The following is a 22,795-nucleotide window of genomic DNA, read 5'->3' on the forward strand; positions in this document are numbered from 1 at the left end:
AACGTTATCTGGTCTGCGGGACCAGAGGAGTGGCCACACCAGACGACGGTGTATACATGATGGTCCGGCTTGTCATATTGGCCGAGTTGGTGGCGATTGCCGCGGCGTTCGCAATGCCGGAAAGCCTTCAAGGCTGGGTGTTGATATCGTTGGCACTCGCAACAGCGGCGCTGATCTTGGCGATCTTTCTATCGCCCTCCTCCCTCGGGCTTGCCAAACTAATCCGTCCTGGTCTCGTCGTTGTACTCGCGGCTCCTGCGCTCTGGATGGCTTTGCAGTCAGTGCCGATGCCGATTAGCAAACTCGGAAATCCCATTTGGGTAACTGCATCGGCGACCTTAAACGAGCGCCTCGCCGACAGAATCACCGTCGACACCATGGCGACCATGTTCTCGCTCGTGCAGTATTGCGCTGTGCTCGCTGCAGCTCTCATTACTGCCGTCGTCGCGCTCGACCGATATCGCGCAGCGCAACTGCTACATATTCTGCTGTCGACAGCCACAATCGTTACTGCCATGTGGTTCGGCAGGGAAATAACCGGTGTGGCTGGGCCCGACGGCTCGACCGTCGCGGTGCTCGGTGTGTTGCTCTCCTGTGCAACGGCAATTCGTGCGGTCGATCAGCTACTCCGACGCAGTCGGCCAGGAGCTATTGCGCTAGCACCCCTCCCTGCGCTGTCCGCCGCGATCATCGCAATGATTGTCTGTATGGCCGCGCTGCTCATTCGGGCCAACTCGACTGCAGTCGTCGCGGTCCTCCTCGGCTCGGAAATCTTGCTGTCGGTGTTCGCGGTTCGCCGGTGGTTCCCGGGACTGTGGGGTCGTGCTGGCGTTCTTGCAACTGCCACGATTGTCTTCATTGCCACAGCTACGGTCCTTCCCTTCAGAACGAACACCGATCTCACGATCGTCTTGTCAACGAGCAGTCAGGCCGCAACAGAACGGGTACTGCAGGACGTGGCGCCGGCAGGATCCGGCGCGGGTGCTTCAACGCTACTCTTGCCGATTTATCAGGACGCCGGAGCTGGCGACTCGCCAGAACGGCCAACCGCCGCCGCCACCATCGCTATAGATATGGGGTGGGCTTTTCTTTGCGCCCTCGCGATTGCTGCATTGCTCTGCGCTTCCTTTCTGGTCAGACGTGCTCTGTCACGTGCTTACGATTACGTCTTCCCAGCGCTAGGCGCCGGCGCCTTGATTGCAGCGACGATACTCGCATTTTCCGATCATGGAGTTCTGAGTTTAGGAGCATCGCTTCTGCTCGCCGCACTTTTGGGGCTGGCGTTCGGTCAAAGCCTTTCCGGCGCGGGACGTGACGCCGTATCCTCCGAGCCGAAAGCGTCGTCCGACCAGACTGCAGATCAAACACCTGCCCCTCGCCGAACGTTGACCTCAGCGTCAGTCGCCATTTGGCCCCGCGTTAGCCTGATGGTGCTTGGTATTGTGTTGATCGTGCAGGCAGCATGGATGGCGCTCCCTGAGCGGTATTTCGGTGCAAGATCGTCTTTGCCGTCAGTTCTTTCAACTGCAGCAGTCTGGCCGGACGCGACGTCGAAGCCGGTTTCCCTTGCGGCAGCGCGTGAAGACTTATGGATCCGAGGGGCATCGAAATTCACCCGGGATTCGGCTCTGGCTGCCAACGAGCAAAGGACGGCTCCTCCCATGTCTTCGGACGAGTTTGCTCGTGCATTGCGCTCTTCGCCGCTCCGCGGTGACATTTGGCTCTTGCTCGCGGCGACGTCGAAGCACAGTTCGCCTCAGTCCAGCACGGCAGCGATGCTCAGAATGTCATACTATACTGCGCCGAATGATTTGGACCTGCTTCCGTTGCGCGTATCGATCGCACTCGCCGCAGATGCCACGGTGCGGGAGCCTGACCTGCGTGAATTGATCAAACGGGACGTCAACCTCGTCGTGAGACATCGGCCTGCCCTCAAGCCAGCCCTTGTGACCGCTTACCGGTCAGCCTCGGCCGATGGGAAGGTCTATTTCGAGGGCCTGCTTTCGGAACTCGATCCGACGTTCCTGGACCAGGTCTACGCGAGGAGTTCCGGAAGGCGCTCTCGATAACCTGAAAAGCCGCGACTTCAGCCCAAACTGCGATTGCGGATCGGACAAAGAAGCGCACGCCATTAAAATGGGCGGAACCGCGGTTTTTACTTGATAAACGAGATTAATTAATAAATAATTAAATATTAAATCGCAGAGCCCCGGTCATGAACTTCGTGAACCGACATTTCCCCGATCGGGAGGTTACGGATCGTCTCAGTCCCGAACCGACGGTATCGCGCGAGCCCAAATGGCCCCTCCGTTATGAGGCGGTCGAGCACGTGGTGCTCGGTGCTGATGTTGCGATCATTCTATTTGCGAGCCTCGCCTCTACATTGCTGTACCAAGCCCAGTATGGGCAAGCCGCGGCCAACTTGGGCAACGCGCTTGGCTTGGCGCTGGTTAGCGCAGCTTGTCTCGTTTGCCTGCTGAAGACCTACCGGCTTTATCAGCCGGTTGAGCTCCTCGTCCTCCGAAACCAGATGCGCGCGGTTTGTTTAGCTTGGATGTCTTCAGTGCTTTTCATCTTGGCGGTGTACGGCTTCGCAATTCGCCCGGAGACCTCACAGCACCCAGGTCTGCTCTTCGCCGTCTTGGCCCTGAGCTTGCTTTTGGGCGAGCGGTGGGGAGTCAAGGTGCTTCTCGGAAGGGCTCTGAGCGGCAGGAGGTTCGCCACTACAAATATTGTTCTGATCAGCGATCAACCCTTGTCGAAGAACGTGGGACTGTCCGAGACCTTGTCGATGCACGGGTACCTCGTCAAAGAAAGGTTCAGCTTGCCTCCGTTAGGCTTCGGTCCTGCCTGCCGAAGGCGGCTCACGACGCGCGTCATCGACTACGTCCGCACCTGCCATCTTGATCAGGTGGTGGTGGAAGCTGAACCGGAGCGATGGCCCGAACTGCGAGCCTTTGTTGCCGATCTGCGCGTTTTGCCCTTCCCGATTATATTCGTGCCCGTTGGCACGACATCCGAATTGCTTCGACACCCCAAGCGGAGTCTTGGAAGCGCCGTTTGTGTAGAGCTCCAGCGTGGCCCCCTCACACCGCTGGAGTGCGCGATCAAGCGGACGATCGACGTTATCGGTGCGGGCCTCGCATTGGTGATGCTCGCCCCGCTGCTTGCGCTCACCGCGGTGGCGATCAAGTTAGATTCCCCGGGCCCTGTATTCTTTCGGCAGCAACGCTGTGGCTTTAACGGCCGAATCTTCTTGATCCGTAAATTCCGGACCATGCGTGTGCTCGAGGACGGGCCCGTAATCCTTCAGGCCAACCGCGCCGATCGACGCGTTACCCGCGTCGGCAAATGGCTGCGCCGAATGAGCTTCGATGAATTGCCGCAACTGCTAAACGTTCTCGATGGCAGCATGTCGCTCGTGGGCCCGCGTCCTCACGCCGTGGCTCACGACAGTGAATTTGACAAGCTTGTGCGAAACTACGCGCTTCGGCACCGGGTCAGGCCAGGATTGACTGGCTGGGCTCAAGTCCATGGCTGCCGGGGCGCCACTCCCACAGCAGTCATGGTCGAAACACGTGTCCAATATGATCTCTGGTACATCGACAACTGGAGTCTTGGGTTGGATCTCGCAATCCTCCTGCGAACTCCGGTAGAGGTCTTGCGAGGGCGCAATGCCTACTAGAGCACAGATCATGCGAGTAGCGCCTCTGATTGGCCCTTACACTCCTGCCAATTACCGATTAGTCACGCACGCTGGCGAAGCTTCGGACTTGCTTCGCCAATGCGAAACTCTTCAATTCTCCGGCCAGACTTCATTGCGGCAACCAACCAGCGCGGCCGCTTACCACGTCCCGACCAGGTCTCGGCCGTTTGCGGATTCCGATATTTCGGCAGCACCCGAGGATATTTGCGTCTCGGCTTGCCGGTCGAAGACGCGCCTGCCGGGCTCGAATCCGCCAAAACAGCCATCCCGCCCCCAAGTGCCGCTAAGCGCTTCTCCAGCTCGTTCTTTTCCGCCTTGATCCGGTCAGACAGGATCCCGCTGATTTCCTCATGAAGCGACCAGAGATCGTCAAGGGACATCGCTTCTAACTCAAGTTTCTTAGCCGCCATGATCTCACCGTGTAGTTGCGCCCAACCCAATATTGCCTCTGTCGATATATTAATCAAGACAGAGAGCCCGATTATCCCAGAAGAATGTTTGGAACCGAACTGGAACTGGCGCTCCAGATAACGGGGTCCACGTTAATAATCAAGCCGAGAAAATGAGCGATCCGCACAATTTAACCGCGGACCAATCACCGCGCGGGAACTGCTCAAGCCCCATCAGAGATGGCATATGAGCCGATCCCGTCAGGGACCTGCCACGCCGCAGCATTAGATGCTGACGCGCCGGACTGCTTTTGTTAAGCCTCGGCTGGCCTACCGCCTTGGGGCGTCCCCAGAGACGCAAACGGCAGCTAATAATCCCAATATCCTTCAGCGCGCGTCGTCTGAGCTCGATTTGGAAGCTCAGGGCCCGGATATCGGACAACACGGTCGACGGAGCCGCAAACCGGCCGACTGAATCCTGAAGACGTTCAAGAGGATACTCTATCAAACCATGCCTCCTCTACGCATCTTCGCAAGATACTTTGCCACCGAGATCAATTAATAAAATAATCGTCGAAATAATTATTAAATAATATATAATAGATTTATTGCATGGTCGTTTTGAGCACTGATTTGGTCAAACATTCATTCGTCACTCGGACGAAGAATGGCTAGATGACGACGGGTCAGTCGAACGGTGTCGAGAAATGCTAATGCGAAGGCAAGATCTCGAAGCCATGGATTTTGAGGAACTTTGGCTCCTTCACGAGGAGCTGACAAAGATTCTCGCCGAAAAGATCACCGCCGAAAAGCGAGAGCTAGAAAAGCGTCTTGCGCAGCTCAACCAGCCGGATCAACTCGGCGGAGCTGAAAGCGGGGCGACTGAGGCGGGAACAGGCCAGCCGCCCCGTCGCAAATACCCGAAGGTCGTGCCGAAATACTTCAATCCGCTTCAGCCAACAGAGACTTGGTCCGGACGTGGTAAGCAGCCCCGCTGGCTCGTTGCCGCCCTGCAATCGGGCCACACGCTCGAGGAGTTCAAGATCCCCGAGAACGGTGAATCGTCCGAACGGAATGCTGGTGGTCGAGAGCATTCCTAGATGCGCGAAAGTCGGACACACCGCATTGAGCTGGGAATTTCCACCGTGCGTGCTGAGCGGCGAATTCCGCCTCGAACAGGCGGCGGATCGAAAACCCGCTTGGCCAACCGACGCCTCGATCGCGAAAGCGCTGACGTTCGCTGCCTTAGACCTTGCCCGCACGAGCTGCGGTCGTCGCGTTCAAAAGAAGTCGTAAGGTGCTAGCTCTTGGCACAGTCCACAATCCCCGTCGGTTCGCCCCCGTTTTTGTCGAGACGATAGTTGCCTCTCTGCGGTAGTTTCTGAAGTCCAGAAGGCTCATCGCCAGGAGAGGCACGCGCGTAGCCGGAAAGCGTGCTTGCATCAACTGACGCATGAACTGCAGGCGAGGAATTAGTCGGGAGCGCAACGCGTGTGGAATATCGACGCCAAGCAGCTCGGCAACGGCGATCAGCTGGGTTTCAACCGCGTTCTTCATCAAGTCGCCCGAGACACGAGAGGTAAGCTTCTCCCAATCGACAGGCTCGGCTGAATGGCTTAGGTCGCGCAATTCAACAAGGTGCCGCAGGTCGAGGTCGCCGAGCCAATAACCATAGTCTTGAAACTGGTCATGGATGATCAACATCAGCGCTTGGAAGGTTGGCGTGGGGATATATACGCGTGCCCGTCCGAGCGGCGCAGGAATACAATGGTTCAGCGCATGCCCGAAGTTCTGGTAGAGGTACGCAGGACCTGGAGCTGCCTGCTGCAGGTCGATCGACCCGACATCCTGGGGGCGATTCAGATCGGCATGCCATCTATGGCTTTCGGGAGGGGTCTGGTAATGGATATCGTAACCAATTCCAGATAGCGCGGCGACAGCCGTTCTGGCGTCGTCTGGCATGACCATGATATCCAGATCGGACATTATCCGAACACCTCTTCGCGCCTCGGGCGCGGTCGCCAGTGTCGAAGCCCCCTTGAGTAGGACCGGCGTAATGCCATGACCGTTCAGCGCAACGACGACCTCTTCGAGTTGAGCGACGAGGCGGTCATTGCGCAACCCGTTTCGGCGGTGGATATGGCGAATATAGGCGCAGACGTCCTCCGGCAGCACCGATGCGAATTTGTCGACAAAGTCGATGAGCGCCGGCGTCGTCAGGGTCTGATTTGCGAGCCCGATGACGGAGGTCCACTCTACGTCGACGGGCGGCATGCCTCGCAAGCAATTGCAGAGGCTCCTGACCGCGCTGCTATGCCTTGCCATTGCACAGATCCACAAGCAGGCGCCGAGCCTCGCCGGCCTCGCAGTAGGTGAGTTGAAGCGATTGCGCACCCGCGACAATCCGCCTTAAAGCAAGAAAGCCAGTCTGCGACAGTCTACCATCGCTGGCGAATGCGTGCTCGATGAGCCGCCTCATTGAATCCAAACGATCTATTTCGGTTAGTTCGGTCGGACCGCTCGCGACCCGGTTCAAGAAGATGATCCAGCCTGCGGAGAAGCTTTCGTTCTGCGCATCAGGAATGGGTACGTACCGCACCCGAACGCCGTCGGAGCGGCAATGCGTCGCATCGTAGCGGTCGCCATGTAGTCGCGAGAGCAAGTCCCACGATCCTTCCTTGAGGGTGAGCGCAAACGGGACTCCGCAGATCGTTCCGTCACCGCCAACCAGCGCGACGTCATCGCCAGCGTACCGAAATCCGGCGTCCACCAGCTGCAATGTGAGGGTAGACTTTCCTGCTCCCGGATGGCCGCATAACAACAGGCCCATGCCGTCGTTCACGAGAGAAGCGGCATGAAGGGAGAACACCCAGCGAATGTTTCGAATAAGCCGCTCGGTGACGTGAGCTTTGATCGTAGGGGCTAGTGCATCGACGTCGCATCTGGAAATGCTGGAATCTTCTGCGCGCAAGAACACTTGTTCATCCAGCATCATTGCCTCGATCGCGATGTCGCCGTCGCCGCCGGCACTCTGGTCCGACACACTGAATGGCGACAGCAGCCGCCTCAAGAGGTCCGGATTTGCAGCCCGGATGTCTATTCTGTGGCGACCCAGATGAGCTGAGAAGGCGCAATCGGTCGGCATTCGCCAATCGACTTCGAGCAACGCTCGATCGACCCAGACATCTACGACCTGTCGCGTGAACTGGCGTGCCGTGTGCTCGTCAATGCCTTGCGCCGCAAGCCCCCGATAAATGTCTCCAAGCGAGGAGCCTTCCCCTAACTTGCACCAGATGAATGCCCCTACTCGGTCGAGTTCAAAAATCTTCTGCCCCGCTTCGCTGAAGATCATTGGTCGACCATCCAACAGCGCGAATACTGCATCCGGAGCCGGTCTCAATACTATCTCTGCCGACGATCTTTCCAGCACGGCTTCCACCAATGTGAACCATTCTGCCTCGCCTGTACCGGCGAGGCGGCGACAGCCTCCGGGATGCGATGTTGTCGCGGCACCGGACAAGCGGACCCGCCGCCACCTGCGAGACTCAATCTAGCCCGGTCTGCGCCGCCTGCGATTTCGTTCACCCGAACACACGCCACCGGTCCGGCTCGTTTGGACATGTCAATCCGGCTGGTCATGCCGCGAGCTGACCGTCCTTGCCCCCGTCTTGAGGAGAAATGTTCAACCCCTGCTCTCCCATGAGGCTCGGCCTGGCGATCGACCGATGAGCATCCAATAGGTACCGATAAGCTTCGCGATCGGCACTCCGTTCTCTTAGAATGCGTTCCTTCTCGCCAATGCTGACCAATTCTGCGCGCATCTGAGCCAGCTGCAGCGTCTCCGAGGTGAGGTTGTACTCGTTAAGAATTAATTCCCACATTGTCTCCTCCAGCCGAAGAAACCTGGACGAGTGTACCTTACGTGATCGGCAGCAATTAACCAACGAGATTTGCAGATTTTGCTTATAATCAAAATTTGTTTCATATTTGAACCTCGGGCGAGCATTCAATACCGTGACAAAGCGCAACCACGTGCCGAACCGACTTGAGAATGGTGGCCTGCAGAAGCCTACGAGAAAAGGGACTGACGTTTTCGGTAATGCATCGCGCCGCGCAAAAAAATAAATCAGCCGAGAGTCGTAAATCAGACCGACAAGGCGAGTTTTAATTTGCACAAATAATAAAAAAGAGAATAGTTAATGGACTGCACCGAGGGGAGTGACACCAGTGATGCGGTTGGCTGATCTGTCCGTCGAGAGGAAATTGATGGTTTTGTCGCAGGGGGAACGTTCGACACGAAGTCGCGGGTATTTCGACATGACGGTTATTAGGCGCCTCCCAGAAGCGTTCGGTTGAGGTCGGACATTATTCAGAGTTGCGGCGAAAGCCCGCAGCTATCCCAAGAATTCGCCAAGCAGGAATCCGGTCGGTTGGAGAAGCGTCGTCACGAGCAAGCTGCCCTTTTGCTCGAACAACGACCCCAGGTGCGATGCCCCCCAAGTCACCCGCACCGACGAGAGCGCACTCCAGCCGGCCGGCCCTTTTTCTCGACAAATACGTGTTTCAGGGAGGCTCGTATGGGCATGATCATGGTCAAGTGTCCGCAATCCGGCCGCGCGATTCCGACCGGCATCAAATCCGATCGTGAGACTTTCCTGCGAAGCATCGTGTTTTTCGGCAATACTCTTTGTCCGGACTGTCGGGCCAATCACAACTGGTTTGCCCGCGAGGCCTGGGTCGAGGAGCCGATCGTCAGAACTGTAGAGGTAGCTCGTACAGCGCCAACGTGCTGATGCAAATGACGCGCGCGCTTCGGAGAGTGTGTTGATATTCCCCTTCCGATAGCGCGTTGCTGTTGCAATGCATTGCAACCATTTAGAATATTTTCGCGCATTGTCGTAAAACGAACCGACGCCCCCGGTGGCCATCGCTTAGACGTTGTTGGCACGTCGCCACAAATCCGAGCTTCCGTCACGAATTCGGCAAAGGCCTGTTTGGGGGTGTTGTAGTGAGTAGTGGGATTTCCAGCCTGGCTGTTCTGCGTGACACAAGAATCGAGCTCGTCAGCCTGCTGGCCCAATTGAGGCGGCTCCGCGAGAGAGTAAGAAGGGCGGAAGCACGGCGCTCGGGACAAAGACGACGATCATCGTCGGCATCGCGCGCCCGAGGCCGCCGAGCATGAGACATCGCACGCAAGGCATCCGCAGTTCAGGGGCAATTGTGACGACTATGCTCCCTGGAGTTGAAGGCCAGCATGGAATTGCAAGCGCTCTTCTGGATCCCCGTTAGTGTAGGACCGCTTCATCGATGCCCAACGGGCGAGGAGAACGATAACGAGCGACCGTATCGCCTCTTTCGTTCCCATTATGTTCTAGCTGGGTATGTCTGATCGACCCGCGAGCTGGCGCATGCCAAACCCGCAACTGACAACCGTCCTCGCCAGGCACCTCCCGAGACCTGAACGTGTGCAACCTCTACTCGATGACGAAGAACGTGGACGCGATCCGCCGCTTGTGGCGAGCTCAACAGCAGCGTCGGCAACTGAGCATGCCAGGCATTTTCCCGGATTACCCCGCCCCCAATCGTCCGCAACGTGCCCGACAGGCGTGGGATCATTGCGGCCGGCTCTCCGCTGAAACTCATCATTACTTAGGATGGGGGGTGAAATCTTGAGGGCAACGAGCAAGCCACAAAGTGAGCTTGCGTTCACTTTCGACGGCTCTTGCACACTCGTATTCACCGCCACGGTGGGCAACCCGCCAGCGATTGCAAATTGTGGTGCGCTCGGAGGGACTCGAACCCCCACGGTGTTACCCACTGCCACCTCAAGGCAGCGCGTCTACCAGTTCCGCCACGAGCGCTAGGAGATGCCGGCCTGAGGTCGTTCGGGCGGCCGGATCAGCGGCGCCGATCTAACAAATCCATCAGGGGGATACAAGCCTGCAAAAGCCCTGAATTCCACAAGCTTGGCAGGAAAAACGCCGCCCTTCCCCAGGAGATCGGCCTTATAGGATACCCAGGCCGCTACCGCTTGCCCGGTCCCGTGTGACCGGGGGCCTACCGCGTCCCCGGCGAGCGCGGCAGCATCTGCTTGACCTCGACCGCGATTCTGTTGCGGTCGACCAGCACAACGCCGGAGGCGACCGGCAGATTATTGGCGAGCACCTTGACTTCGTCGGCCTCAGTTGCGTCCAGCTCGATGATGGCGCCGCGGGAAAGACGTAATACTTGATGGATCGGCATCGTGGTCGTCCCGAGGACGACCATGAGATCCACGGTGACTTTGTCGAGAGTGGGCACTGTCAGGACCGCCGCAACTTGAGACTTGGGACTTGGGACTCTTCATTTGCTCCAGAGATGATCACCACGTTATGGTTAGCCAATGGTTAATTCCCCTGAAAGCCACCGCCAAGACCTCGATTTGACGTCGTTTTCCGCCGCAGGCGGCGAAGTCGTCGAATGGCGGATTTCGGATGCCCCGGTGCCCTATCCGGAGGCCGTGGCCGCCATGGAGGCGCGTGTCGCGGCGATCGCCGCGGGCGAGGCCCCTGAACTGGTCTGGCTGCTCGAACATCCCCCGCTCTACACCTCCGGCACCTCGGGCAAGGAAAGCGACCTGCTCGATTCCCGATTCCCGACCTTCGCGACAGGGCGCGGCGGGCAGCTCACCTATCACGGACCCGGCCAGCGCGTGGCCTACGTCATGCTCGACCTCAAGCGCCGCCGGCCGGACGTGCGGGCCTATGTCGCGAGCCTGGAAGAGCTGATCCTGAAGACGCTCGCCGCCTTCAACGTCCGCGGCGAACGGCGCGAGGACCGGGTCGGCGTCTGGGTCAGGCGGCCCGACAAGGGACCTGGACACGAAGACAAGATCGCGGCGATCGGCGTCCGCCTGAAGCGCTGGGTCTCGTTTCACGGCATCGCCATTAATGTCGAGCCGGAGCTGTCGCATTTCGCCGGCATCGTGCCCTGCGGCGTCGTCGACCCCCGTTACGGCGTCACCTCGCTGGTCGATCTCGGCCAGCTCGTGACCATGGCCGACGTCGACATCGCGCTCAGGCAGGCGTTCGAAGAGCTGTTCGGACCGACCCGCGCGCTGCTGCCGGAAGCGGCAGTCTAATACTTTTTTTGTTGAGCCGACCGCGCCGCTCTCCGCCCGTCGCGGAATCAGCTACGCTTCATTTCGGTGCCGCCCACGCCTCCTCCCTCCGCCGGGAAAGCAGACCTCATGCCGGGCGAGTTGATCATCGGCCGACTGTTCGAGCGCCAGGCATAAGGAGGGGTTGCGATCCATGCTCGCAATGGGAGGTTTTGACGATGAAACTGTCTGCGCCCATCTACCATCTGAAGCGCAAGGCCAGGCGCCTGTCCCGCGAGGCCGGCATTCCGCTCCACGACGCGCTTGACCGCATCGCTGCGACGGAGGGCTTTTCCGCCTGGAGCATGCTCGCGGCGAAAGCAGCCGCACTGACGCCGGCGAGCAAACTGTTCGCGCAGTTCCGGCCGGGCGATTTGGTGCTGGTCGGGGCCCGTCCCGGCCAGGGCAAGACGTTGATGAGCCTCGAACTTGCCGTCGAAGCCATGAAGTCCGGCCATCGCGCCGCATTCTTCTCACTGGAGTACACCGAGCGAGATGTGTTGGACCGCCTCCGTGCGATCGGCGTGGAGCCCACACAGTTCGACAAGCTGTTCGAGGTGGATTGCTCGGACGCAATCAGCGCCGATTACATCGTCAAGCAGATGGAAGCGGCGCCGCGCGGCACCTTCGTCGTGATCGACTATCTGCAACTGCTCGATCAGAGGCGGGAAAACCCCGACCTGACGGTGCAGGTGCGGGCGCTGAGGTCGTTCGCGCGCGACACGGGGCTGATCGTCGTCTTCATCTCGCAGATCGATCGATCCTATGATCCCGCAGCGAAGCCCTGCCCCGATCTCAGCGATGTCCGCCTGCCCAACCCGCTGGACCTGACGCTGTTCGACAAAACATGCTTCATCAACAAAGCCGAAGTGCAATTCCGCGCGGCGAGCTGATGGCTGCAGGCCGCGGGTGAGACGGCTCACCCGCGGCCTCTCGCATCACGCCGCCTGCAGCGAGACCTCGAGCTTGCCGGCGATGTAGCGCCGCTCCTGAGACAGGCCGCCAAAGCCGTATGCATCGCCCTTGACCTCGTCGACATGCAGGTAGGTCTCGGGATGCAGCGGCCCCAGGATCTCGGCCATGCGCTTGAACATGGCGGCGAGATAGGCCGCCTTCTCGTCCTTGGTGTTCGTGCCCTCGGTGACGTGGATGTCGATCCAGTAGCTGGCGAGCTTCTGCTCGGCGAGCGACTCGCCGCCGGCGAACCAGTCGCCCGCATCCACGGACTTCACGATGATGGCGGTGACCTTGGGGTCCTTGTGCAGGATACTTGCTGTGAGCTCGGACACCGCGCTCGCGATATCGGCCTTCAGCGAGGGGGACTGGCGAGACGTGGTGTAGGACACGGTGATCAGGGGCATCGTCGTTCTCCTCGATATGCCGCGCAATGCGTGCGGCGTCGGTAAGAAACTAGACCTGCCGCCATCATTTTGGTATCTTATCACGACTGATACCAATGATAACGATTTGTAATGAAAGCCACACTCGACATCGCCACCGTCCAGACCTTCCTTCTGGTCGCCGACCTCCAGAGCTTCACGCGCACCGCCGAAGCGCTCGGCACGACGCAGGCCGCCGTCAGTCTCAAACTGCAGCGGCTGGAGACGTTGCTGGGCAAGCGCCTCGTCGAGCGCTCGCCGCGCGCAGTCCGCCTCACCGCCGATGGCGCCGCGTTCCTCGATCGCGCCCGCGCGCTGATGACGGCGCACGATCTCGCGCTGTCGGGCGACGCGCCGGCCGCGCAGTCGCTCTCGCTCGGCATCTCCGATCACGCCGCTGGCCCCGAATTGGTGCCGCTACTCGAGCGCCTGCACGCGATGTCGTCGAACCTCACCCTCGCCGTCACCATCGGCTTCTCGCGCGAGATGCAGGATGCCTACGATGCGGGCGAGCTCGATGCGGTGATCGTGCGCCAGGAAGGCAGCCGCCGCGGCGGCGAGAAACTCGCTGAGGACGAGTTCGGCTGGTTCGCCGCACGCCGCTTCACGTTGCCGAAGGGCGAACCGTTGCCGCTCGCAACCCTCGCTCCGCCCTGCGGGGTGCGCGCCGTCGCCGTGCGCACGCTCGACAAGGCCGGCCTCCCCTGGCGCGAGCGCTTCGTCGGCGGCGGCGTCACCGCGGTGGTCGCGGCAGCACTCGCCGGGCTTGCCATTGCACCGTTGGCGCGGCGGATCGCGCCGCCCGGGCTGATCGATGTCGGACCTGCGCACAAGCTGCCGAAGCTCGGCAGCTCAAAGGTGATGCTGCATTCGAAGGTCAGCGATCCCGCGAAACTCGCCGCGCTGCGTGCGGTGGCCGCGACGTTCCGGAGCGTGGCGGCCGCCTGAAGTCTCACAAGATCGCCTCGAACGCGCTGCGCAGCGTCTCGTGCCGAAAGACAAAACCGCGGCTCAGCGCCTTGTTCGGCAGCACGCGCTGGCCGCCGAGCAGGAGCTCGTCGGCAAAGCCGCCGCCGATCCGGCGGAGCAGGCGGCCGGGAATGCGGAACAGGACGGGCCGGTGCAGGCGGCGGCCGAGCTCTTCCGTGAACTTTGCATTGGTGACCGGGATCGGTGCGGTGGCGTTGACGGGACCCGACAGGTCCGGCGTCGCGATCACATAGGCGATCAGGCGGATCAGATCGTCGCGCTCGATCCAGGACATCCATTGTCGCCCGGTGCCGAGCGGGCCGCCGAGGCCGAACTCGAACGGCGTCAGCATGCGCGTGACGAAGCCGCCTTCGGTGCCGAGCACGAGGCCGATGCGCAAATAAACCACGCGCACGCCGAGCTCTTCCGCAGGTCGCGCTGCCGCCTCCCAGGCCGCGCACAGCTCGTGGCTGAAGCAGGCGTGAGATTTGGCCGATTCCGTCAGCACCTGGTCGGCCCAAAGGCCGTACCAGCCGATCGCCGAGCCGCTGATCAGCACCTCGGGCCTGCGCGCGAGCCGCGCGATCAGCTTGACGACCTCGCCGGTCGTGTCGATGCGCGAGCCGATGATCTTCGCGCGCTTCGCTTCGGTCCACAGGCCGTTGCCGATCGGCTCACCCGCGAGGTTGACGATGGCGTCGATCTGCGCGTCCGAGGTGAGCTGATCGAGGCTGGTGATCAGCGTCACCGGCGGCGGCAGCATCTCGGCTTTCGCGGGATTTCGGATCAGCGCGATGACGTGATGCCCTGCCCCGCTGAGGCTTGCGGCAAGCCGGCTGCCGATGAATCCGGTGGCGCCGGTGATGAGCACGGTCTTGCGGCCGGGCAGCTTTTCGACAAGCCCGGCTGCCGCCACGCTTCGCATGCGGCCGAGCCGCCGCATCGCCGCGAAATCCCTGAGGCCGCACAGTGCCGCGCCGACTGCGCAGGCGGTCGCGGCGATGCTGAGCAGGCCCTGATCAACGACGCTCACGCCGAAGGGCTGCATGGCCCAATCGATCAGGACGGGCATCAGCAGCACCAGGATGGCGCCGTAATTGATCGCAAGCAGCGTGTGATTGATGCGCTCGCTCGGCGGCAGCTTGCGGCTCAGATCCTCCTCGACAAAATCCATCAAGGTGATGACGATCTCGGCGACCAGCACCACGACGATCAACAGCGCCAGCACGCCGTGAACCTCGAGCCAGCCGAGCATCAGGAACAGCAGCGCATAGAGCATGTTGCGGATGCCGTGCAGCTTCAGCTCGAAGCGCTGCGACGGCCGCCAGGCCAGGCGCTCGGTGAATTCGTGGTGATAGAAGGTATCGAACACACCCATCGCGATCTGGATGGCGATGAGTGTCCACAGCAGCGGCGTCATGATACGGCCTCCCTGAACAGGACGGACTGATGGATCAGCGCACCGTGACGCGGGTGAGTGACATCCAAGCTGAAGCGGAAGGCGCCCTCGCCGAGATCTCGATGTGTCACGATGAGCTCGCCCGGCGTCAGCCAGCCCGGCAGCGGAAGCCACAGCCGTCCAAGCTGGAGGCCGTAGCCGCGCTGCGAAAGATCAGTACCTGATCCTCGACCGCGATGCGCAGCGCCATCGACACGCCGAAGCCGACATATTCCTCGAGCCCGGTCGGACCGGCGAAACGCTTGGCGGAATGGATCACCTGCGGAAAGCCGCGCTTGCGCGCGCAGATGCGCGTCCAGGTCTGGCCGGTCGCGCCGTCCTCGGTGACCGTGACGATCATGGGCACACCGATATCGCGGCCGGTCGGCAACGGTCCGCCGATCAGGCGCGCGGCCTGCGCGAACCACCAGCCGAAATCGCTGAAGGTGAGCTCGTCGACCACGCCGACATAGACGATACTGTCGCCGTCGGCGACGCGTTTCGAGAAGCGGCGCCAGGTGGCGAGCGGCAAGCGGCCCCAATCCTCGTCCGACAGCAGCGTGCGGAAACGTCGGTCGTCGAGCAGTCTTACGTGAGCGGAGGTCGATGCGTTGGAGCCCGATAGTCTTGCCGACGTCATCGCAACCTCCTCGATGCTATTTGACCTTGCCGATCGGCAGCAGGTTGGCGATCTTCTCGCCAAGCCGCATCAAGGCGACCAGACGCGGCCGCGGCACTTTCAGCATCTGCATGAACCAGTGGTCGGCGAGCTCGGTGAACGCCAGCATCTCCTTCAGGCGCTTGGCTGCGACGGGACTGATGCCGGGATCGTCCGTGGCATCGGACACGCAGGCGCGAAGGGCCGCGATCGCCGGGTCGATCTCCCGCTCCTTGCGCCGCGCCGCGATCCTCGCGGCGATCTCCCAGATGTCGGTCTCGGCCTCGTAATGGTCGCGGCGATCGCCCAGGATCGGGACCCGCCGGATCAGGTTCCAGGCGAGCAGCTCCTTCAGCGAGTTGGAGACGTTGGACCGCGCCATGCCGAGCGTGTCGGCGATGTCCTCGGCGGTCATCGGCGCCTCGGCGAGATAAAGCAGCCCGTGAATCTGGCTTACCGAGCGGTTCACGCCCCACTCGTCGCCCATGTCGCCCCAGTGCAGGATGAAGCGCTCGACGGCGGCGGGGAGTTTCTTTTTTCCGGTTATTTCTGTCATGACAGAAATATCTGACGAACTTGCTTTCTTGTCAAGGACCCGCCTTGCATACGGTCCGTAAAGCTTGCCTAGAAATGTCCCACAGGGCGGGAACCATCTCGCGGATGCCGCGTTTGTTCCCGTCGAGGCGGGGTCCGGGAATGGTCGAAAAGTTCAATCAACAGAGAGACCTGTTCGAGAGCGAGCGCAGTTTCCGGCTGTTGGTTGAGGGGGTTGCCGACTACGCGCTGTACATGCTCGACCCCAACGGGATCATCACCAGCTGGAACATCGGCGGCGAACGCATCAAGGGCTACCCCCCAGAGGAGATCCTCGGCCAGCATTTTTCCCGTTTCTACACCGAGACCGACCGCGCCAATGGCAAGCCAGCCCGGGCGCTCGGCATCGCGCGGGAAAAAGGCCGATACGAGGAGGAAGGCTGGCGTGTCCGCAAGGACGGCACGTTCTTCTGGGCGAGCGTCGTGATCGACCCGATCTACGAGGACGGCAGGCTGATCGGCTTCGCCAAGATCACACGCGACATCACAGAGCGCCGCAATGCGCAGCTCAAGCTCGAGGCGATGCAGAAGCAGTTGGCCGAGTCGCAGAAATTCGATGCGCTGGGGCAGCTCACCGGCGGTGTCGCCCACGACTTCAACAATCTTCTGATGATCATCAGCGGCAGCCTTCACATCCTGAAGAAAGGCGCCGCCGACGACCCCAAGCTCGAGCGCGCCATCTCGGCGATCGACACCGCGACCAAGCGCGGCGCAGCGCTGACCAACCAGCTTCTCACGTTCGCGCGTCGGCAAAGCGTCAACCCGCAGGCGATCGATTTTGCCGACCGTATCGCGGCGATCCGCGAGGTGCTCGACGCGGGCGTCGGCAGCTCCGTGCGCCTCGCTTTCGACATCCACTCCGACACCTGGCCGATCAGGGCCGACGTCTCCGAGCTCGAGACCGCGCTGCTCAACCTCGTCATCAATGCCCGCGACGCGATGCCGGACGGCGGCACGGTGACGATCGGCGCACGCAACGTCGTGCTGAACGAGACGCCCCTCGTCGGCGATTTCGTCGCAATCGACGTCCGCGATACCGGGCTCGGAATTCCTTCCGACGTCCTCGATAAGATCTTCGAGCCGTTCTTCACGACCAAGCCGATCGGAAAAGGCACCGGCCTCGGCCTTTCGCAGGTGCACGGCTTCGCCCACCAGGCCGGCGGCACGGTGAAGGTCGCGAGCGAGCTCGGCAAGGGCACGACATTCACCATCGTCCTGCCGCGCGGCACAGATATGCCGTCGCGGGAGGCGCCGGGAGCGACGTTCCGCGGCAGCGGCACGGTGCTGCTGGTCGAGGACAATCCCGACGTCGCGCTGGTCAGCATCGGTCTTCTGGAGCAGCTCGGCTATCAGGTGCGCCGTGTCGCCGATGCCGAAGCGGCATTGCGCGAGATCGAGAGCGACGGCGTCGACTTCGTGTTCTCGGACATCGTCATGCCCGGCAAGATGGACGGCCTCAGCCTCGCCCATCACCTGCGTCAGATCCGTCCCGGCCTGCCGATCCTGCTCGCCACCGGCTACAGCGAGGTCGCCGCCGGCGTGCGCGGTGATTTCCCGATCCTGCGCAAGCCCTACGAGATCCACGAGCTGAGCGAGGCAATCGCGAAATTGCCGAAGTGAATGTTCACCGCTTACCACGGCCAACTCGCCGTCACGGCCGGGCTTGACCCGGCCATCCACGCCTGGACAGGGGCACCAAGAACGTGGATGCCCGGGACAAGCCCGGGCATGACGATCTCTTGTGAACTATCACACCGTCGGCAGCACGGAAAATGCTTCCCCTGCCCTGCGCAAATTCAGCTCATCCACGCTTGCCGTCTCGCTGGTGACACTGTCGACGCGCGAGGATGGCGGCCCGTGGCGGCACAGCGCGACCATGTCGGCAACGTGCGTCGGCGCGCCGGCGAACAGCGCTTCCACGCTGCCGTCACGGCGGTTGCGGACCCAGCCTTCAAGGCCATACGCGGTGGCCTGAGACTCCACCCAGGCTCGATAACCGACGCCCTGCACGCGGCCGCGGATCATGACCTGGAGAATCGCCCGACTCATGTCTTCTTCCATCCGAGCAAATCGGAGCTGCGCGCCTTGACCGCGGCCTCGCGCGTAACGCGCGCCATCAGCTCCGACGATGCCAGGCCCTTGAGGCTTTTTGGCGCCATGCCCTCGCGCAACGCCTTCTGTGTCTCGTAGACGGCTTGCGTCGCGGCGGCGATCGGCGCATGGCCCTGCAGCGCGATGCGCACGCGCTGGCCCTGGAGATAATCGAGCCCACTCAATTCCTCGGACGCGCCGCCGAGCACGATCGGCAGCCGCGTGGCGGAGACGATGGCCTCGAGCTCGGCGCGCGACTTGATGCCGGTGAAAAACAGCGCATCGACGCCGGCGGCCTCATAAGCCTGGGCGCGGCGCACCGCATCCTCGATCGAGGTGATCGCGGCTGCGCCTGTGCGGCCCATGATGACCAGCGAGGGATCGCTGCGGCCGCCAAGCGCCGCCTCCATCTTGCCGACGCCCTCCTCCAGCGAGATCAGCTGCGCCTTCGTCGCACCGAATGCGGCGGGCAACAGCGTGTCCTCGATGGTGAGGCCGGCCGCGCCCGACGTCTCCAGCTCCTGCACCGTGCGGCGCACGTTCAGCGCATTGCCATAGCCGTGATCGGCGTCGACGAGCACCGGCAGCGCCGAGGCCCGCGACATCCGCCGCATCTGCTCGGCAAGCTCGGTGAGCGTGATCAGCGTGACATCGGGATCGCCGAGCACGGCGAGCGAGGCCACCGATCCGCCGAACATGCCAAGCGGAAAGCCGAGATCCTCGGCAATGCGGATCGAGATCGCGTCATAGACCGAGCCGGGATGGACGCACGTCCCGCCCGACAGGATCGATCGCAGTTTCTCGCGGCGGGAACGAAAGGCCATGGTTGCCCTCCCAATTATTGCGACGCAGCCGCAACGTACTCCGTCATTGCGAGCGCAGCGAAGCAATCCAGTGTCTTTCCGCAGAGGCAGTCTGGATTGCTTCGCTGCGCTCGCAATGACGGTGAGCTTGGGGCCCGGCAAGACCCCCACTCACATCTTTTATCTTACGCAAACTCCAGGATCAGCGCGTCGACCGCGAGTGTCGCGCCGGCGCTGGCGTGGATCTTCTTCACGGTTCCGTCCTGTTCGGCGCGCAGCACGTTCTGCATCTTCATGGCTTCGACCACCGCCAAGGTCTCGCCGGCCTTGACCTCCTGCCCCTCGCTGACCGCGATCGAGACGACGAGGCCCGGCATCGGGCAGAGCAGCTTCTTGCCGCTGTCGGAGGCCGTGGTCACCGGCATCAGCCGCGCGGAGGCCGCCTCGGCCTCGGTCCAGACATAGACCGGCACCTCGACGCCCTGATGCGCGAGACGAACGCCGTTCGGAATCGGCCGCGCCTGCACGGCCACGAACTGACCGTCGATTGTGCCCTGCCAGACCGGATCGCCCGGCTTCCACGGCGACTGCAACAGATGCGTGTTGCCGGCCTTGCCGTCGGCGTCGATGAAGCGGATCGCTATCGCCTCGCCTTCGCGCGCGACCTCGAGCAGGATCTCCTGGCGCTCGAGCCAGACCGCGCGACGCCGCTCGCGCTGCACGACGCGGCCGCCCATCTGGCCGGAAATCTGCCGCTTGCGCGCTCCGAGCACGTGATCGATCGCGGCGCCGACCGCGGCGATGCGACGCGCGACCTCGCCCTCGGGCACACGCACCGCAAAACCCTTGGGGAATTCCTCGGCGATGAAGCCGGTCGAGAGCCGTCCCTCGCGCCAGCGCGGATGATGCATCAAGGCCGACAGGAACGGGATGTTGTGGCGGATGCCATCGACATAGAACGAGTCCAGTGCAGTCGCCTGCGCCTCGATCGCCGCCGCGCGCGAGGGCGCATGGGTGACGAGCTTGGCGATCATCGGATCGTAATGGATCGAGATCTCGCCGCCCTCCTGCACGCCGGTATCGTTGCGGATGGTGATGCCGTCGTGGCTCGCTTCCGCCGGCGGACGATATTTCACCAGGCGCCCGATCGAGGGCAGGAAGTTGCGGAACGGATCTTCGGCGTAGAGGCGCGATTCCACCGCCCAGCCGGTCAGCGTGACGTCCTTCTGCGCGATGGCGAGCTTCTCGCCGCTCGCGACGCGGATCATCTGCTCGACGAGATCGATGCCGGTGACGAGCTCGGTGACGGGATGCTCGACCTGGAGGCGCGTATTCATCTCCAGGAAGTAGAAGCTCTTGTCCTGGCCTGCGACGAACTCGACCGTGCCGGCGGAATCGTAGTTCACGGCCTTGGCCAGCGCGACCGCCTGCTCGCCCATCTTGCGGCGGGTTTCCTCATCCAGCAGCGGCGACGGCGCTTCCTCGATGACCTTCTGGTTGCGGCGCTGGATCGAGCATTCGCGCTCGCCGAGATAGATCACGTTGCCGTGCTTGTCGCCCAGCACCTGGATCTCGATGTGGCGGGGATCGACGATGAACTTCTCGACGAAGACGCGGTCGTCGCCGAACGAGGCCTTCGCCTCCGCCTTGGCGAGGTTGAAGCCCTCGGCAACCTCGGCTTTGGAATGGGCGATGCGCATGCCCTTGCCGCCGCCGCCGGCGGAGGCCTTGATCATGACGGGGTAGCCGATCTCGTCGGCGATCCGCACCGCGTGCTTGTCGTCCTCGATGACGCCGAGATAGCCCGGCACGGTCGAGACTTTTGCTTTTGCGGCGGCCTTCTTGGACTCGATCTTGTCGCCCATTGCGGCGATCGCGCCGGGATTCGGGCCGATGAAAACGATTCCTGCGGCTTCCAGCGCGCGCGGAAACGCCTCGCGCTCGGACAGGAAGCCGTAGCCGGGATGCACAGCCTCGGCACCCGTCTTCCGGCAGGCCTCCACGATCTTCTCGATCACCAGGTAGCTCTCGGCCGCGGCCGGCGGGCCGATCAGCACCGCCTCATCGGCCATCTCGACGTGGAGGGCATCGCGGTCGGCCTCGGAATAGACCGCGACCGTCTGAATTCCCATCTTGCGGGCAGTCTTGATGACCCGGCAGGCGATTTCGCCGCGATTGGCGATCAGAATGCGTTTGAACATGCTTTTCTTGAGTCTCGACCTTGGGCGGGACCCTTCCCTGGCCGTTGGGGCCTTTGGGAGGGGCCGTGTGGCTCCCGTGGTACATCAAAATGGGCCGGAGGCAACGGTCTAAATCGGGCCGCCTTTGGCGTACCAGCGCAAGACCGAAATGGGCCCGGCGCGCCTGCCGTGCGGCATCCCTAGGACTTTCCGGCCTTGGCCGCGTCCCGGACCAGGTCATGAATGAAGCCCAGCTTGCCGACCACCGCGGGCGACAGGATGAAGGGATAGAGGTCGCGCAGGCCCATGGCGCGGTTGACGCTGTTCATGGCGAAGGTGAAGGGCAGCCATGCGTTGACCAGCACCTCGACATCCCTGGCCTCGTACGGGTTGAAGCGGATGCGCGCCGTCAGCTCCCCGTCGCGGTCGACCTTGGGACGCACCTCCATGCCGAACTCGGCGGCCATTTCGAGGGCATCGACGATGTGGAGGTAGTGCGCCCAGGTTTCGGCGAAATCCTCCCAAGGGTGGGTCGTGGCATAGGCCGAGACGTAGTTCTGCTGCCAGTCCGGCGGCGCGCCCTCGGCATAATGGCGCTGCAGGGCCTGGCCGTAATCGGCGCTATCGTCGCCGAAGACGGCGCGGCACTGGTCGAGCTTGCCGCCATCGCGCACCAGCACATCCCAGAAGTAGTGTCCGACCTCGTGGCGAAAGTGCCCAAGCAGCGTCCGGTACGGCTCGCCCATCTCGAGCCGGCGCCGCTCGCGCTCGATGTCGTCGGCCTCGGTCAGCGCGATCGTGATCAGGCCGTTGTCATGGCCGGTCATGACCTTCTCGCCGCTGTGCGGATCGTCGGCGAGGAAGTTGAAGATCAGGCCATGCTCGGGATTGTCCTGGCGGGTCTGGAGCGGCAGCTTCCAGCGGATCAGGGAATAGAACAGCCGGTGCTTGGCCACCTCCAGCTCGCGCCAGCCGGCGAGCTGCGCCGGATCCGAAAGGTTCGGCACGGTCCCGTTGTGGCGGCAGGCGCGGCAATAGCCGGTGCTATCGCCTGCGTCGGTCAGCCAGTTGCAGGCGTCGTACTCGGCATTCCGGCACAGCATCCGGCTCTCACTCTTGTCGGCGAGGATGCTCCAGGCGTCTCCGTCGGCCTCGATCGCCGACATCGTCTCCTTCTCTGGCAGGAAGGCGATCCGATGGCCGCAGCGTTCGCAGGCGCGGTTCTCGAAATAGAGGACGTTGCCGCAGGCCTGGCAGATAAAGAGCTTCAAGATTTAGCCTCGTGGGAAAGGAAAGCCTATGAGCGCGCTGGCACCTCGCGACGACGCCTCAATCCGCCGATCGTTCCAGTATTCGGAACAAATTGCCAGACCGGACGTTACCACCGCGTACTTCTCTGCGTTCAGGCGCGCGCCCCCATTTCCCGGCACCACCTGCCCTCTAAACAATG

Annotated in this window: 20 protein-coding genes, 1 tRNA gene and 1 pseudogene; 8 read left to right on the forward strand and 14 right to left on the reverse strand. The window is 62.0% G+C overall.

Annotated elements, in window-relative coordinates:
* Positions 1-29: 29 nt before the first annotated feature.
* Both I6F09_RS04555 and I6F09_RS04560 read left to right on the forward strand, forming a co-directional pair.
* The gene (locus I6F09_RS04555; RefSeq protein WP_225187554.1) at positions 30-2,069 is read left to right on the forward strand and encodes a hypothetical protein; all 2,040 of its coding nucleotides are present in this window, start codon (positions 30-32) and stop codon (positions 2,067-2,069) included.
* A 146-nt stretch (positions 2,070-2,215) separates the two neighbouring features.
* On the forward strand, positions 2,216-3,685 hold the full coding sequence (locus I6F09_RS04560; RefSeq protein ID WP_225187555.1) for an exopolysaccharide biosynthesis polyprenyl glycosylphosphotransferase: 1,470 nt from the start codon (positions 2,216-2,218) through the stop codon (positions 3,683-3,685).
* Between the two features lie 62 nt (positions 3,686-3,747).
* Here I6F09_RS04560 and I6F09_RS04565 read toward each other — a convergent pair whose 3' ends face one another.
* On the reverse strand, positions 3,748-4,116 hold the full coding sequence (locus I6F09_RS04565; RefSeq protein WP_036013596.1) for an H-NS histone family protein: 369 nt from the start codon (positions 4,114-4,116) through the stop codon (positions 3,748-3,750).
* Positions 4,117-4,808: 692 nt separating this feature from the next.
* On the opposite strand from I6F09_RS04565, the gene I6F09_RS04570 reads away from it, so the two are divergent.
* Positions 4,809-5,195: an H-NS histone family protein gene (locus tag I6F09_RS04570; protein ID WP_081493007.1), complete on the forward strand. Its 387-nt coding sequence runs from the start codon at positions 4,809-4,811 to the stop codon at positions 5,193-5,195.
* A 145-nt stretch (positions 5,196-5,340) separates the two neighbouring features.
* On the opposite strand, the gene I6F09_RS04575 is transcribed toward I6F09_RS04570, so the two are convergent.
* The 3 genes from I6F09_RS04575 to I6F09_RS04585 all read right to left on the reverse strand — a co-directional run bounded on the left by I6F09_RS04575 (position 5,341) and on the right by I6F09_RS04585 (position 7,976).
* Complete coding sequence (locus tag I6F09_RS04575; protein WP_225187556.1) at positions 5,341-6,369, reverse strand: nucleotidyltransferase family protein; 1,029 nt, start codon at positions 6,367-6,369, stop codon at positions 5,341-5,343.
* A 37-nt stretch (positions 6,370-6,406) separates the two neighbouring features.
* Complete coding sequence (locus I6F09_RS04580) at positions 6,407-7,447, reverse strand: PqqD family peptide modification chaperone (protein WP_225187557.1); 1,041 nt, start codon at positions 7,445-7,447, stop codon at positions 6,407-6,409.
* A 283-nt stretch (positions 7,448-7,730) separates the two neighbouring features.
* A complete protein-coding gene (locus tag I6F09_RS04585) occupies positions 7,731-7,976 on the reverse strand; it encodes a hypothetical protein (protein ID WP_036013565.1) in 246 nt (81 codons plus the stop codon).
* A gap of 696 nt (positions 7,977-8,672) precedes the next feature.
* Here I6F09_RS04585 and I6F09_RS04590 point away from each other — a divergent pair.
* Positions 8,673-8,888: a hypothetical protein gene (locus tag I6F09_RS04590; RefSeq protein ID WP_074448160.1), complete on the forward strand. Its 216-nt coding sequence runs from the start codon at positions 8,673-8,675 to the stop codon at positions 8,886-8,888.
* 983 nt (positions 8,889-9,871) lie between these two features.
* Here the strand turns inward: I6F09_RS04590 and I6F09_RS04595 are convergent.
* A tRNA-Leu gene (locus I6F09_RS04595) sits at positions 9,872-9,956 on the reverse strand.
* A gap of 196 nt (positions 9,957-10,152) precedes the next feature.
* Positions 10,153-10,395, reverse strand: a complete 243-nt coding sequence (locus I6F09_RS04600) for a FliM/FliN family flagellar motor switch protein (protein ID WP_018647371.1) — start codon at positions 10,393-10,395, stop codon at positions 10,153-10,155.
* An 82-nt stretch (positions 10,396-10,477) separates the two neighbouring features.
* Between I6F09_RS04600 and lipB the strand changes: the two genes are divergently transcribed.
* Positions 10,478-11,215, forward strand: a complete 738-nt coding sequence (gene lipB / locus I6F09_RS04605; RefSeq protein ID WP_036013562.1) for a lipoyl(octanoyl) transferase LipB — start codon at positions 10,478-10,480, stop codon at positions 11,213-11,215.
* A gap of 197 nt (positions 11,216-11,412) precedes the next feature.
* The gene (locus I6F09_RS04610) at positions 11,413-12,126 is read left to right on the forward strand and encodes a DNA helicase (RefSeq protein ID WP_036029156.1); all 714 of its coding nucleotides are present in this window, start codon (positions 11,413-11,415) and stop codon (positions 12,124-12,126) included.
* A gap of 45 nt (positions 12,127-12,171) precedes the next feature.
* Here the strand turns inward: I6F09_RS04610 and I6F09_RS04615 are convergent, their stop codons facing one another.
* Positions 12,172-12,594 carry a 4-oxalocrotonate tautomerase family protein gene (locus I6F09_RS04615; protein WP_036013556.1) on the reverse strand — a complete coding sequence of 141 codons (423 nt, stop codon included), beginning with the start codon at positions 12,592-12,594 and terminating at the stop codon, positions 12,172-12,174.
* A 111-nt stretch (positions 12,595-12,705) separates the two neighbouring features.
* On the opposite strand from I6F09_RS04615, the gene I6F09_RS04620 reads away from it, so the two are divergent.
* Positions 12,706-13,560 (forward strand): LysR substrate-binding domain-containing protein, encoded by an 855-nt coding sequence (locus I6F09_RS04620; protein ID WP_225187558.1) that lies wholly within the window; start codon positions 12,706-12,708, stop codon positions 13,558-13,560.
* Between the two features lie 4 nt (positions 13,561-13,564).
* On the opposite strand, the gene I6F09_RS04625 is transcribed toward I6F09_RS04620, so the two are convergent.
* The 3 genes and pseudogenes from I6F09_RS04625 to I6F09_RS04635 form a co-directional block, all read right to left on the reverse strand.
* A complete protein-coding gene (locus I6F09_RS04625; protein WP_225187559.1) occupies positions 13,565-15,001 on the reverse strand; it encodes a TIGR01777 family oxidoreductase in 1,437 nt (478 codons plus the stop codon).
* Positions 14,998-15,659 (reverse strand): annotated as a pseudogene (locus I6F09_RS04630) (DUF4166 domain-containing protein). The gene I6F09_RS04625 and the pseudogene I6F09_RS04630 overlap by 4 nt, the downstream one beginning before the upstream one ends.
* A gap of 16 nt (positions 15,660-15,675) precedes the next feature.
* Positions 15,676-16,233, reverse strand: coding sequence for a MarR family transcriptional regulator (locus tag I6F09_RS04635; RefSeq protein ID WP_036029135.1), 558 nt, complete (start codon positions 16,231-16,233; stop codon positions 15,676-15,678).
* Between the two features lie 140 nt (positions 16,234-16,373).
* On the opposite strand from I6F09_RS04635, the gene I6F09_RS04640 reads away from it, so the two are divergent.
* Positions 16,374-17,891 (forward strand): PAS domain-containing sensor histidine kinase, encoded by a 1,518-nt coding sequence (locus tag I6F09_RS04640; protein ID WP_225187560.1) that lies wholly within the window; start codon positions 16,374-16,376, stop codon positions 17,889-17,891.
* A 129-nt stretch (positions 17,892-18,020) separates the two neighbouring features.
* Here the strand turns inward: I6F09_RS04640 and I6F09_RS04645 are convergent, their stop codons facing one another.
* From I6F09_RS04645 to I6F09_RS04660, 4 genes are all read right to left on the reverse strand, one after another.
* The gene (locus tag I6F09_RS04645) at positions 18,021-18,320 is read right to left on the reverse strand and encodes an acylphosphatase (RefSeq protein WP_225187561.1); all 300 of its coding nucleotides are present in this window, start codon (positions 18,318-18,320) and stop codon (positions 18,021-18,023) included.
* On the reverse strand, positions 18,317-19,186 hold the full coding sequence (locus I6F09_RS04650; RefSeq protein WP_225147635.1) for an isocitrate lyase/PEP mutase family protein: 870 nt from the start codon (positions 19,184-19,186) through the stop codon (positions 18,317-18,319). The genes I6F09_RS04645 and I6F09_RS04650 overlap by 4 nt, the downstream gene beginning before the upstream one ends.
* Before the next feature lie 164 nt (positions 19,187-19,350).
* Entirely contained in the window at positions 19,351-21,366 is a 2,016-nt protein-coding gene (locus I6F09_RS04655) for an acetyl/propionyl/methylcrotonyl-CoA carboxylase subunit alpha (protein ID WP_225187562.1), read from the reverse strand.
* A 179-nt stretch (positions 21,367-21,545) separates the two neighbouring features.
* Positions 21,546-22,616: a putative zinc-binding peptidase gene (locus I6F09_RS04660; RefSeq protein ID WP_225114299.1), complete on the reverse strand. Its 1,071-nt coding sequence runs from the start codon at positions 22,614-22,616 to the stop codon at positions 21,546-21,548.
* Between the last annotated feature and the right edge of the window lie 179 nt (positions 22,617-22,795).

The sequence above is a fragment of the Bradyrhizobium sp. IC3195 genome (assembly GCF_020193585.1).
Taxonomy (GTDB): Bacteria; Pseudomonadota; Alphaproteobacteria; order Rhizobiales; family Xanthobacteraceae; genus Bradyrhizobium; species Bradyrhizobium yuanmingense.

Bases quoted from the DNA above. Each gene is read 5' to 3' on its own strand.
- I6F09_RS04565 (WP_036013596.1), bottom strand. From the start codon at position 4,116: ATGGCGGCTAAGAAACTTGAGTTAGAAGCGATGTCCCTTGACGATCTC.
- I6F09_RS04590 (WP_074448160.1), top strand. From the start codon at position 8,673: ATGGGCATGATCATGGTCAAGTGTCCGCAATCCGGCCGCGCGATTCCG.
- I6F09_RS04655 (WP_225187562.1), bottom strand. From the start codon at position 21,366: ATGTTCAAACGCATTCTGATCGCCAATCGCGGCGAAATCGCCTGCCGG.
- I6F09_RS04620 (WP_225187558.1), top strand. From the start codon at position 12,706: ATGAAAGCCACACTCGACATCGCCACCGTCCAGACCTTCCTTCTGGTC.
- I6F09_RS04585 (WP_036013565.1), bottom strand. From the start codon at position 7,976: ATGTGGGAATTAATTCTTAACGAGTACAACCTCACCTCGGAGACGCTG.
- I6F09_RS04575 (WP_225187556.1), bottom strand. From the start codon at position 6,369: ATGCCGCCCGTCGACGTAGAGTGGACCTCCGTCATCGGGCTCGCAAAT.
- I6F09_RS04645 (WP_225187561.1), bottom strand. From the start codon at position 18,320: ATGAGTCGGGCGATTCTCCAGGTCATGATCCGCGGCCGCGTGCAGGGC.
- I6F09_RS04580 (WP_225187557.1), bottom strand. From the start codon at position 7,447: ATGATCTTCAGCGAAGCGGGGCAGAAGATTTTTGAACTCGACCGAGTA.
- I6F09_RS04615 (WP_036013556.1), bottom strand. From the start codon at position 12,594: ATGCCCCTGATCACCGTGTCCTACACCACGTCTCGCCAGTCCCCCTCG.
- I6F09_RS04570 (WP_081493007.1), top strand. From the start codon at position 4,809: ATGCGAAGGCAAGATCTCGAAGCCATGGATTTTGAGGAACTTTGGCTC.
- lipB (WP_036013562.1), top strand. From the start codon at position 10,478: ATGGTTAATTCCCCTGAAAGCCACCGCCAAGACCTCGATTTGACGTCG.
- I6F09_RS04650 (WP_225147635.1), bottom strand. From the start codon at position 19,186: ATGGCCTTTCGTTCCCGCCGCGAGAAACTGCGATCGATCCTGTCGGGC.
- I6F09_RS04640 (WP_225187560.1), top strand. From the start codon at position 16,374: ATGGTCGAAAAGTTCAATCAACAGAGAGACCTGTTCGAGAGCGAGCGC.
- I6F09_RS04635 (WP_036029135.1), bottom strand. From the start codon at position 16,233: ATGACAGAAATAACCGGAAAAAAGAAACTCCCCGCCGCCGTCGAGCGC.
- I6F09_RS04625 (WP_225187559.1), bottom strand. From the start codon at position 15,001: ATGACGCCGCTGCTGTGGACACTCATCGCCATCCAGATCGCGATGGGT.
- I6F09_RS04560 (WP_225187555.1), top strand. From the start codon at position 2,216: ATGAACTTCGTGAACCGACATTTCCCCGATCGGGAGGTTACGGATCGT.
- I6F09_RS04610 (WP_036029156.1), top strand. From the start codon at position 11,413: ATGAAACTGTCTGCGCCCATCTACCATCTGAAGCGCAAGGCCAGGCGC.